Consider the following 12,130-nt stretch of genomic DNA (forward strand, 5'->3'; position numbering starts at 1 on the left):
GTCCCGCTATCGGGTTGCGTGGTCCCACTGTCAGGCTGGGTTGTACCACTGTCAGGTTGGGTCGTCCCGCTATCGGGTTGCGTGGTCCCACCGCCGGGTTGGGTTGTTCCACCACCGGGCTGAGTGGTGCCGCCGCTAGTAGCGGTTCCAACCCAAGCGTCATAAGAGAACGGAAACTGCTGAGCCAAATCCGAACCCGCATTCAAGTTGTCAACGATGCTGCCCGGTATGACGCCATACTGGTTGTATCCATCTTGCGCGCCAGTCGCATGATACGTGAACACGCCGTCATATTGGTGGGTCTTGACCAAAGCATTGTCCGTTACATTCCAGTCCGATTGGCCGGAATAGCCATTGATCTGGGAAACAACGTTTTGATTAATCGTGACATTGGTCGAACCACTGGCCACAGATAGCTTCGGAATTGACACACCGCCGGTCAACGCGCCAGGCACTGCCAGAACCGTGTTGTTCGAGATCGTCAAACCGTTAGTTCCGCTCACGGAAATTCCGTGTGTGTGGCCGTTGTAGATCGTGTTATTTTCGATCAGAACATTTTGGTAGGGCTGGACGATTTTACCGTTCCCCATGAAAATCGATTGCGCCCAATCCCCGGACCCCATGTCCAAGACGTTGTCGCGAATGATGATGTCGGTACTTACACCCGTAAGCCTCGAAAACTGGATAAAGTCTCCATGACCTCCAGCATTCGGATTACGTTCAAAGTCGTGAATATAGTTGCCTTCGATCACGGCGCCTTTGATGTTTTCATAAAACATCCCGTCCTCACTGATCGAATGTAAGTTGTTGCCCGAGACAGTCACATCCGTGCTGATCCCCACATACATCCCTTTTAGCCAGTCGTGGAACTCGTTGTTTGTAACATTGATGTTGTCGCTACGAAAAACAAACAAGCCCTGACCCCATCCGTACCCGTCAGCTGTCGCGGATACTCCGGTGGCCACATCCCCCGAGAACGTGGAGTTATCAACCGTGATGTTCGAGCTGTTCACGATTGAAAACGGCCGATAGCTTTTTGCTTCCCCATTAAAGCTATAGTCGAAATTCAGATCTTCGAACGCAATGTTCGACGCGTTGTTCACGTTCATCGCCGTGATCGTAGCGGGTGCGTTCGCATCCGCGGACTTGATTGTTACAGTCGATGCATAGTTCGCGCTTAAGTTCAGCGCGCCATAATCACCTGCTGCAAGAAGTATCGTTTCCCCACCTTTCGCCTGAGACAAAGCCTGATTCAGCTCGGCCGCAGAGGTTACCGTAATTGTGGTCGACATGTTTCACCTTCTGTTTCATAGGCGCTGTGAGTGGCAGCGCACGAGAACCCGCTCACCCGGGACAAAGGGAACAGCCGCACAAGGGCGACAGGTTGGCCAGAATATGGCTATGTTTGGAAACTGTTGCCTGTATTGAGACAGTTTTGCCTCATTGCCTTCATTTCCGAGTGAACTCGATACTCGATACCGGGAATTGTTCCCCATCCCTTAGCGGTCATCTTAGGGTGTGACGAATTGATTCCGGGGTCGCAACAATGGTCAACAAAATGCCATAATTCAGGCGTGACCTCGCGTATCTGCGCTAGACATCGGCAATCACTTGCTGGGTTCCCCAACGTCAACCGCTCGGCGAGCCTCCCTGCCCACGCTCACTTAGTTTCATTTCGATACTGAAAAGTGGCAATGAGAAGATGAGGCGACACCGCAGAGCGCAATTGGCAATCAGCTGGACATCAGATGCAGACCGATAAAAAAAGGTTTCGCACCTCGGCCGGGTGAGCCCGTCTGGCCGCACAGCCAAACCAGGCGCTCAATACTGGCGGCACCGGGCCAATCCTTGAATCCCATCTTGTTTGTTTCCGCATTCACGACACTGTGCGCGATTTCTGCGCGCAAACCGACCTCAAAACCGGTCCTTGCGCCCAGAATTTTGGGAATAGCGCCCATTTGCCAAAAAAATTTGCGACAACAGCACAGCCTGAGTGTATAAATTAACAAAGTTGGTTTCCCTGACTGGTTGTGCAGGGCGGCGTATGAGTTCTTAAAGTTATCCGATGAGATGATCTTGTTATGATCGATATTGAGGCACGACACGAAGTCCAGGGTGGCAGCAACCGTAATTTTGGTTTCGTTTTTGCAGCCGTATTCACCATCATTGGTCTATGGCCGCTGATCCACAGCGGAGGCTTGCGGTATTGGGCGCTGGCGATTGCGGTCGCGTTTGTGCTGGTTACTTTGCTGCGCCCCTCGTTGTTGTCGGGCGCAAACCGGCTGTGGACTAAGTTCGGCCTACTGCTGGGCGCAATTGTTGCGCCTATCGTTATGGCGTTGGTCTTTTTTCTGACCGTGACACCAACCGGACTGATCATGAGGGCCTTGGGAAAGGACCTTTTAAGACAAAAACTAAACAAGGACACAAACACATATTGGATTAAACGCACGGAAAACGTGGGTTCGATGAAAAATCAATTTTAGGAGTATCGGATGTCGTTTCTGATGGAGATGTGGCAATTTCTCAGGTTTCGAAAGAAATTCTGGCTTCTTCCGATCCTTGTCATGATGGTTCTTTTTGGCGGGTTGATCGTTCTAAGTCAGGGTTCGGCTATCGCCCCGTTCATTTACACGCTGTTCTAGGACCGGGTCGTGACTGCAATTCTAGGAATCTCTGCGTTTTATCACGACAGCGCCGCGGCCATTGTCGTTGACGGCTCTTTGGTCGCCGCAGCGCAGGAAGAGCGCTTTACGCGCAAAAAGCACGATGCGGGATATCCGTTTCATGCGATCGAATATGTTCTGGATGAAGCTGGCCTTGGCATTGGTGACGTCGATCACATCGCCTTTTATGACAAGCCATTCCTAAAATTCGAACGCCTACTGGAAACTTATGTCTCTTATGCTCCACGCGGGCTGAACTCCTTTCGAATGGCCATGCCAGTCTGGTTGCGCGAGAAGCTGTTTCAAAAAGACTTGCTGAGCCGGGAACTGCGCGGACACGATCCCGAATTTCGGCCTGGTGACAAACTGATGTTCAGTGAACACCATTTCAGCCACGCAGCCAGTGCTTTCTTTCCCTCTCCTTTTGAAGAGGCGGTCGTTTTGACGCTGGATGGTGTCGGCGAATGGGCCACGACGACATTGGCGATCGGGCGCGGCAAAGACCTGAAGATTGAAAGGGAAATCCATTTTCCCCATTCGATCGGCCTGCTCTATTCGGCGTTCACGTATTACACGGGCTTCAAGGTCAACAGTGGTGAATACAAGGTCATGGGGTTGGCCCCCTATGGCGTCCCCCGCTTCAAGGATGTCATTCTAGAGAACCTGGTTGACCTGAAGGAGGACGGGTCCTTCAGGCTGGACATGCAGTATTTCAACTATGCCGTTGGTCTGACGATGACCAACCAACGTTTCTCTGACCTGTTTGGCGAGCCTGTGCGCCAACCTGAAAAAGACCCACTGACCCAGTTCCACATGGACATCGCGGCCTCGGTTCAGGTCGTGACCGAAGAAATTGTGCTGCGGCTGACCCGCTCTGCCGCGCAGGAATATGGCATCGAAAATCTGTGCATGGCCGGGGGTGTGGCGCTGAACTGCGTTGCCAACGGTCATATCCTTCGGGACGGCGCGTTCAAGGATATCTGGGTGCAGCCTGCCGCCGGAGATGCCGGGGGCGCGGTTGGGGCCGCATTGGCGGCATGGCATACGGAACTGAAAAACGAGCGTCAAAGCAGCAGCCCGTCCGACAAGATGCAAGGCTCTTATCTGGGTCCATCCTTTGCACAGGATGACATTGAGCAACGCCTGACCGCGATTGGCGCAAAATTCGAGACATTCGAAACCGATGGCATGATCACCGAGGCAGCGACAGCTCTGGTCGACGGTAAGGCGCTTGGCTGGTTCCAGGGCCGGATGGAATTTGGGCCTCGCGCGCTTGGGGGACGGTCCATTATTGGCGACCCCCGGTCCCCTTCGATGCAAAAGACGCTGAACCTCAAGGTGAAATACCGGGAAAGCTTTCGCCCCTTCGCCCCTTCAGTCCTGCGCGAAGATGTAAGCGATTGGTTCGAGTTGGACTATGACAGCCCCTACATGTTGCTGGTTGCGGATGTTCAGGAAAAGATGCGCCGCACGATGACCTCGGAAGAAACACAGCTTTTTGGGATCGACAAGCTTAACGTTGTGCGCTCGGATATTCCGGCGGTCACCCATGTCGACTATTCTGCACGGGTTCAGACCGTGCATGCCGAAACCAACCCCCTTTACCACGCGCTGATTAGCGAATTTAAGCAGCGCACCGGTTGCCCGGTTGTGGTCAACACATCCTTCAACGTCCGAGGGGAGCCGATCGTCTGTACTCCCGAAGACGCGTTCCGTTGCTTCATGGGCACCGAGCTGGACATGCTGGTCATCGGCCGTTGCATTTTGCGAAAACCTGATCAGGATCAGGCGCTGAAACAGGATTATAAAGAAGCGTTTGAGCTGGACTAGGACAGATACCTCTCGTCGCGTTGTTTGCGACACGGTCAGTATAGTGCCTACTGGAATTCGATGTATGAGACCAAAATGACGCTCGCAAGATCCAAGTCCGGCTATCGGAAACTGCTCGGGGTTTTCCTGATGGTCCCAAGTGTGGCGTTCAACAAATGGTCGGTACAAGCACTGGTCACGTCGGACAGGCAGATTGACCGGCGCCGGGACCTTGCTCAAAGCGTTGCATTGAGTGTTGCAACTCTCGGGTTTTTGACCCTGTTGATTGAACTGTCCGCCTTGACCGGCCTCATCGATTATCAGCAGATCTTTATACCCAATAGAATTAGCCTTTTAGGACCCCATAACCGGGTCTATGAGCCGGACGGGTTCTATAGCCAACCCAAAAACGACCAGTATAGCAAGACACGACCGGGGGATGCCGTGTTAACATTTGGCGCGCGCACGCGGTCTGGTCACTTCATTGACGCGGCTTGGTCTGAAGAAACGGTAATGCATTTCGCCTATCCCCCTCCCGATAGGGTCGAGGCACGCTTGGCCTATCTGAAAGAGCTATTGATACAAGGGCATGCTCTTGTTCGGGAAAATGGCGGGAAGCTTCTGGTCGCGCACATCCCGATTAAGACAGATGTTTATCGCGATTTGCTGGCCTTTCCCGATGACAGCGTCTTACAGGACTGGGTGTCATTGGAACTGGCCGCTGAACTTAAGACATTGGCCGATGAGAACGGCATAGGCTATATGGATTTGACGCCTGCCTTGCGGAAGGCCGCCGCTGACGGAACATTGGTTTATTTTCTGAACGATGCGCATTGGACCCCAAATGGGCATCAGGTCGCCGCACGGGCAGTGATTGATCACCTGACAATAAAAGGCTGGTTGGATTAGAGTGCTAGTATGAAAATTCTTTCCTTCAAATCCGGGCATGATGGGGCTGTCGCAGGGGTCGACGCGCCAAAACAGCATCTGATGTTTTCCTATGAAGCCGAGAAAGACAGCCTTCCCCGAAACTCACCAATTGACCCGAATACCCTCCTCGACGCCGGGCTGTGGTTCAACGAGCTTCCTGACGTTCTGGCGCTGAGCGGTTGGTCGACGCCGGGGGAAAGCCATACCGCCATATCCGGTGCCGGAAGCTTTGGCATCGACGAAAGCACGGCCATTGTCGGAACAAAGAACTTTTTCGGGAAACGGCTGGACTATTATTCTTCCTCGCACGAACGCTCGCTCATCTGGGCGGCTTATGGGCTGTCGCCCTTCGAACAGGGCGAGCCTTGTTATGTCCTGGTCTGGGATGATGCGCTGGGTGATTTCTATGAAATCGATCGCAACCTAAAGATACATCACATGGGGCGGGTGCTGGCTGCGCCCGGGCGCCGATTTTCCTTTCTCTATGCGCTTGCCGACCCCAGTTTTTCGGGAACGGATAATACCCCGGGAAAGGAGTTTTCCAGCAAACTGCAATCAGCCAGCGCACATGGCGAGGCAAACGTCATTGATGGCGACGCACAGGGTTTGATTGACGCACTGTTACAAAACGGCGCGGATTCTGGTTTCCTGAACAAGGAAGCGTTCAAAAACTCACCCTACTACAACATTGGCGTCACTTCGCCTAGGTTCCACAACCTTGCGGCCAGATATTCCGACGCGGTGTTTTCCCACTTCCACGATTTCGCAAAGGCCAATCTGACCAAGCGCTATCCGCTGTTGATTACCGGAGAATGCGGCCTGAACTATCGCTGGAACACGCGTTGGCGGGACAGCGGCCTGTTCCGCGATGTCTTCATCCCCCCATGCACCAATGACTCGGGCAGTGCAATCGGTACAGCGGTTGATGCCATGCGTCATTTTACGGGGCGGGCCAAACTGAACTGGACGGTGTATGCAGGCCAGCCATTCAACGACGACCGGGTAGATATGCAAGGTGTCACCAGCCGCGAATTGAATCTTAGAGAGGTCGCACAAGCGCTGCATGACGGAATGGTCATCGGCTGGGTCATGGGAAATTGCGAAATTGGCCCCCGGGCGCTTGGGAACCGCTCGATCCTGGCGGCGCCCTTTTCCAACGAAACACGCGACCGGGTAAACAGAATCAAAGGCCGTGCGGGCCTTGCGCCAGTGTCACCCGTTTGCCTTGAGGACGATGTGTCGAACCATTTCGACTGGTCTGGCCCCTCGCCGCACATGCTTCATTTTCAGCAAGTGACTAACCCAAACCTTAGGGCAGTAAGTCATGTGGACGGGTCGGCACGGGTGCAGACCGTGACTAAAGACCAGAACGCGATGCTGTATGACCTGCTAACCGAGTTCAAGGCAACCAGCGGCGTCGGCGTCTTATGCAACACGTCGCTGAACTTCAAACGCTCGGGCTTTATCAACAAGACAAGCGACCTTTACAAATTCGCGCGCTCTGTTGGACTTGATGGTTTTGTCGCCGGCAGATCGTTTTATCGTCTCTAAGACGCGCTCTGACTGGTGACAGGGCCGCGATAGACAAGGCTTTCTTTTGTGCCTAATATTTCTTGTACAGCCAATATTATAAAGAGTTATTCCTATGAGACGTATAAATATCTCTGTTGGCATCCTGTTTTGGTCCATTCTTGTGTTCGCATCTCTGGCAACGCCATTGCTTGCAGCGTCGGCTTGCTCTGGGTTTAAAGGCGGATCACAATCGCAAAACGGCCAGGTTATCCAAAACGCCCAGGGCCTCAATCAAGCCCTCAATCATGCCAGCGGCGGGGAAACCTTGCTGTTGGCCGGGGGAAACTACGACGCTTTGATCGTCAAAAGGGCTTTCAAAACCCCAGTCACGATCCGGTCTGCTGATCCCAGTTCACCGGCATGTTTCACAGGTTTACGCCTGAAGAATGCTGGCAATCTCATTCTGGATGGGTTGATGTTCGACTATTCCTTCCAGCGTGGCGACAAGCACCGTACCAACCATTTCGGCATTGCTAACGGTCACAACATCACCATCACCAATTCCGTATTCGACGGGGATTACAACACCGGCATAGGGCACGGCCTTGGCCTGCAGATCACGGGCAGTTCTAAAATAACCATCTCGAACAGCCTGTTTCGTAAATGGTGGAAAGCGCTGACTGCGTTCAAAACCACACATCTGACGCTGAGCCGAAATCAGTTCTATGACATTCGGGCTGATGGAATGGCCCTAAGCGGAATTGACAACCTGACGATCGAACTCAACAGGTTTCACACTTTCCGCGGCGGCAACAGCCGCGATCACCGGGACATGATCCAACTGATGCGGACGACGAACCGAGGCAGTTCGAATATCGTGATCCGGGACAACGTCTTTGACATCGGAGCCGGAGATTATACCCAGACGATTTTCATGGGCAAAAGCGGCAAGAATACAAGTGACCCCCTTTTGCGGCACAAGAACGTGCTGATTGAAAACAACGTGATCTACAACGCGCATATGCACGGCATTTCGGTTCATGGGGCCGACAATCTTTCGATTCGCAAAAACTCGATCATCCGGGTCCGCCAACCGAAAGGCGGCAAGGTATCGATCCCGCGCATAAATATCTCATATTCGACTTCTGTCGTAATCGAGCAAAACGTAGTCAGCGGGATCAACGGGTACCAGAACCAAAAGGATTGGGCCGTACTCAACAACGTCATTGTTCAGGATCAGTCCCCTTCGAGCCCCGGCTATTATGACCGAGAGTTCATCTATTATGCGACTGGGGCCGCCAATGGCTTTCACGAATACGGGGTGCGCCCTGGCAGCGAGGTCGACCGCCTTAAAGCCGGGTCCACGCTCGTCAATAATTACCCGACACGCCAATAGGAGCCTGCACCCTTTCTATCAGTTGTTTCTATAGCGACGTCACTTGCGCCGATAGATAAGAACGTGTCCGTCCCCAAGCGTGCCAGCAAAGGTGCGTTCAAGTTCCAGTTCCTTATCAGCATCCGTCCCAAGCCGTGGAATGACGCGCAGCATCCGGTTCGGAAACAAAACCACCAGCGCCACAGGTCCGGGTTGTTCCATCGCCTTGGCATAGCCCTCTGCATCGCCGATGGTTTTCCAGTCAGCATCAAAGTGACTTTCAAAAACAGGGCCGCCGGGATTGATGGCATAAACGCGTTCTGAAGGGCCGCGCGTTTCTTCGACAAAGGCAAAAGCCCCGGCCAGATTCTGTTTAGGAGCATCATAGTTGCGCTGTACCAGAAACATGGACACGGCAACCATCACCAAAACACCTGCGATAAACAACGGCCGCGAAATCTGAGGCCGTCTGAACAGCCGCGCCACCAGACCGGCACCATAGCCGCAACCGACAACGACAAGAACAATAACCGGACCGATATCGACAAAGAAAAACCTCGGCCAAATCCGCATATCCAGCGACATGAGAATAACCAGCGTCACGACGATATGCATGGCGATGGTGACAAAAAACAGAGGCTGTTTCGTATGCGTCCCCAACGCGCCAAAAGCAATGGTCACCAACCCTGCCACGGCCACGATCACTGTCAATGGCCCGGTATTACCAATTGCAGTTCGCACGCCTTCGAACATAGTCCAGATCGGGTTTTGATAGACCTGCATCTTGTCGACAGAGGACGTCGCCGATATCTCACCCATGGTATTCAGAACACTGGGTAAAATCGGCAAATAGGCTAAAAAGGTCAGAACCAGCGCAAGGGCAACGCCGATCAGCGGCTGCAGCATCCATTCGCGAGTCAGAGGGGCCTCACGACCGAACCCGGTCACCAGTGAGATCAGCCAGACGAACCCTAGGGCAACAAAGAAAAATGCACCGGTCAGGTGCGTAAAAACAGCGGCGGCGGCAGTCAGCCCGAAGGCGAGCCAGATTCCCATCGTCGGATTGCGCGCTCCCCGCAGAAAAAGAATGAGGCCAAGCATACTCCAAAAAGCAAGCTCGGTATACCCGCGCGCATTCTGTGAGAACCAAACCTGATGATAGGACAAGGCCACGAGCAAGGCCGAGACATGCGCGATCCAGGTGTTTGCGACCTCTTTGGTCAGCCACCAGATCGCGGCGACGATGCCGACGCCGAACACTACGGCTGGGAAACGGTAGACCCAGGATTCCTCTCCGAATATCTGAGAAAACAGCTTTGCCTTCATGCTGAAGAAATAATGATGGTTCATGGAATATTCGCGCATCATGTCGCCCCAGGGCAAACGAATATGCGTGTCGACAGTCCAGATTTCATCATACCAAAGCGGTGAGTTCAGCCCTGCAATTCTCAACGCGGCAGCGAGCAGCAGAATGAACAATAGAATTGCCAAATCACTGCGGCCAATCGCGGGGGATGGCGGCTTCATGTCAGCTTCTCCGATCACGCGCGCATCTCCGGGTACCAAACCTATCCTAACCTTGCACGAGCCAGACACAGCCGCCCGCTGAAACTTGTCCGATTATCCTCGTTTCCATCCCACGCGTCGAAGCGAATGTACCGTCGCTGGTGTATTTTGATATGGACTGTCTCTTGATTGCAGACATTTTCACTAAATGGCCCAGATTGTTGTGGGGTCGGGCAGTCCAGCCTTGCGGATATGCCCCAGTGTACAGACGGAATGCACTAATTTCGCAGGAAATGCTGATCCAGCAAGGCCGGCATAACCCAGTTTGCTCCAAACTCGCTCAGATGATCGTCATCCCGGTAAAGAGGGCGACCGTCCAGATGAATACGGCAGAACTCATCGCATAAAATATCAGCCGGACGCGCAAGCGCCGCGTCGAATTCCCGCCCGGCATCCGCCAGAATTGCGTAAGAGCGGGAATTGCGTAGATCAAACTCTTCCCGTGACGGGGGCACGCGCAACTGAGTCCCGAACGCAGCGCTGCCTGCGAGGGCATCGGGGACGTTGAACCCGATCTCTGGTATTGACCCGACGATAAGAACCTCGATACCCCGGCTTTCCAGCCTTTGAAGCAGCCGTTTCAGACCCTGTTCCACGTGTTTTGGATTATCCTCAACCCCAGTGGGGCGCTCATCGGTTGCCGCCAGAACGGCTATTCTCCCCTCTTCGCCCGAAACCCGAACACCTTCGGTCGCCAAAGCCCAACGCGACGCCACGACAACCGCGTCTAATTCGGGCAGTCGTTCGATATAGCGCACCACCAATTCGTTATGAGTGTCGCAACCATGAGCAGGCGCCATGTCGGCGCGGCGGACCCCCAACAGCGCAGGGCAGCCAAACTTTACAAAGGCCTCGCCCGTAATGTTGTTGTCTTTCAGCCAGGAATCTATGCCGGGTAACAAAGACCCGGCATGGGAATCCCCCCACACGACGACGCGAGGTTCTGCGTCGGCCTGATTGGATGCTCCTATTTTGCAGGGTTCTTTACCGTCTTCCCACTGTCTGCACGCATCCATCAGATAATGGGATTCCTTGAACTTGTTCATTTTGGCTGCCAACTCAGCCGGAACCCTGCTTGGAACGCCCTCTTTCACAACAAGTATGACGGCTAGCCCCAATATAAGCGTGGCACCTGTGCCTGCACCCGTAAAAATACTGGCTCGCGAAAAGCCCCCTTTGCTGGCCGGAATGCGAAAGGGTCGCTCGATCAGATACAAGCTAGCCGCTGCAAGCAGAACAGACAGAAATACACAAATCATCGCCGTCATAGCGGGCAGATCCGCACTGCCGTTTTGCACTCTGGCCGCGACCAGTACCGGCCAATGCCACAGGTACAGCGAATAGGAAATGAGCCCAATCCAGACTATCGGGCGCAAGGCCAACAACCGGCCGGCAGACGTAGTGTTATTCATTCCCGCCCAGATCAAAAAAGCGGCACCTGCACAGGGCGGCACAGCCATCAACCCGGGGAACGGGGTGTTGTCCGAGATCAGAACGATGCTGCCTAGGATAATTGCCAATCCAATCAGCCCGATTACCTCAGCCACCAGCGGGCGACGGAGTGCCGGAAACGCACCGATGGCCAACAGCGCACCCAGCCCCAGTTCCCAAACCCGCATTGAGGTAAAATAGAAGTTGGCAATCGGCGCAGCGGTCGTCGCCCATATCGAAAGCCCCAGAGATATGAGTGAAATCAGCGCAATCACACCAACCCAAAAGCGGCGCGATTGTTTCGCCATTACCCACAATAATATTGGAAATCCAAGATAGAACTGTTCTTCGACCGCCAAAGACCAGGTATGAAGCAGCGGCGCCAATTCGACCCCCCTGCCGAAATAGTCACCAGCCGCATCCCAAAACCAGACGTTAGACACAAAAAGCAGCGTTGCAGCCGTAGACCTGGCAAGCGCGTCATACTGGCTGGGCAGTAGAAGAAACCAGCCGACAGCCAGGCATGCGACAAGCACTATAAAAAGTGCGGGCAGGATGCGCCTGGCCCTGCGTTCGTAAAAAGATAGCAGCGAAAACTGCCCGTCCCGGATTTCCCGCGTGAGAATTCTGGTTATCAAAAAGCCAGAGATGACGAAAAATATATCCACACCGACGAACCCGCCCGGAACTGCGCTAAAACCAGCATGGTGCAGGACAACAGGAACTACGGCGACCGCGCGAAGCCCATCAATGTCCGGTCTGTAGGAAATTTTCGACACATCGTTCACACAAACTATTAAACCCAGAAAATTTTCACCACTTCTATTTCATTTCACCCAAA

9 protein-coding genes are annotated in these 12,130 nt (G+C 53.7%); 6 read left to right on the plus strand and 3 right to left on the minus strand.

Features of this window, described 5'->3' with window-relative positions:
* On the minus strand, positions 1 to 1,292 hold a 1,292-nt coding region (locus tag ACR0LY_RS08185; protein ID WP_480567109.1), incomplete at its 3' end, for a right-handed parallel beta-helix repeat-containing protein.
* A 789-nt stretch (positions 1,293 to 2,081) separates the two neighbouring features.
* Between ACR0LY_RS08185 and ACR0LY_RS08190 the strand changes: the two genes are divergently transcribed.
* The 6 genes from ACR0LY_RS08190 to ACR0LY_RS08215 all read left to right on the plus strand — a co-directional run bounded on the left by ACR0LY_RS08190 (position 2,082) and on the right by ACR0LY_RS08215 (position 8,313).
* Positions 2,082 to 2,486 carry an SxtJ family membrane protein gene (locus tag ACR0LY_RS08190; RefSeq protein ID WP_170349857.1) on the plus strand — a complete coding sequence of 135 codons (405 nt, stop codon included), beginning with the start codon at positions 2,082 to 2,084 and terminating at the stop codon, positions 2,484 to 2,486.
* A 9-nt stretch (positions 2,487 to 2,495) separates the two neighbouring features.
* The gene (locus ACR0LY_RS08195; protein WP_170349858.1) at positions 2,496 to 2,645 is read left to right on the plus strand and encodes a DUF5989 family protein; all 150 of its coding nucleotides are present in this window, start codon (positions 2,496 to 2,498) and stop codon (positions 2,643 to 2,645) included.
* Between the two features lie 9 nt (positions 2,646 to 2,654).
* Positions 2,655 to 4,496 carry a carbamoyltransferase family protein gene (locus ACR0LY_RS08200; RefSeq protein WP_170349859.1) on the plus strand — a complete coding sequence of 614 codons (1,842 nt, stop codon included), beginning with the start codon at positions 2,655 to 2,657 and terminating at the stop codon, positions 4,494 to 4,496.
* Positions 4,497 to 4,571: 75 nt separating this feature from the next.
* Positions 4,572 to 5,384, plus strand: a complete 813-nt coding sequence (locus tag ACR0LY_RS08205; RefSeq protein ID WP_170349860.1) for an alginate O-acetyltransferase AlgX-related protein — start codon at positions 4,572 to 4,574, stop codon at positions 5,382 to 5,384.
* Between the two features lie 9 nt (positions 5,385 to 5,393).
* Positions 5,394 to 6,956: a carbamoyltransferase C-terminal domain-containing protein gene (locus ACR0LY_RS08210; RefSeq protein WP_170349861.1), complete on the plus strand. Its 1,563-nt coding sequence runs from the start codon at positions 5,394 to 5,396 to the stop codon at positions 6,954 to 6,956.
* 94 nt (positions 6,957 to 7,050) lie between these two features.
* Positions 7,051 to 8,313 (plus strand): right-handed parallel beta-helix repeat-containing protein, encoded by a 1,263-nt coding sequence (locus tag ACR0LY_RS08215; RefSeq protein WP_170349862.1) that lies wholly within the window; start codon positions 7,051 to 7,053, stop codon positions 8,311 to 8,313.
* Between the two features lie 39 nt (positions 8,314 to 8,352).
* Here ACR0LY_RS08215 and ACR0LY_RS08220 read toward each other — a convergent pair whose 3' ends face one another.
* Both ACR0LY_RS08220 and ACR0LY_RS08225 read right to left on the minus strand, forming a co-directional pair.
* The gene (locus ACR0LY_RS08220) at positions 8,353 to 9,819 is read right to left on the minus strand and encodes a glycosyltransferase family 39 protein (RefSeq protein WP_170349863.1); all 1,467 of its coding nucleotides are present in this window, start codon (positions 9,817 to 9,819) and stop codon (positions 8,353 to 8,355) included.
* 257 nt (positions 9,820 to 10,076) lie between these two features.
* On the minus strand, positions 10,077 to 12,077 hold the full coding sequence (locus ACR0LY_RS08225) for an acyltransferase family protein (protein WP_368040138.1): 2,001 nt from the start codon (positions 12,075 to 12,077) through the stop codon (positions 10,077 to 10,079).
* Positions 12,078 to 12,130 lie beyond the last annotated feature (53 nt).

The sequence above is a fragment of the Ruegeria sp. BC5 genome, assembly GCF_056539205.1.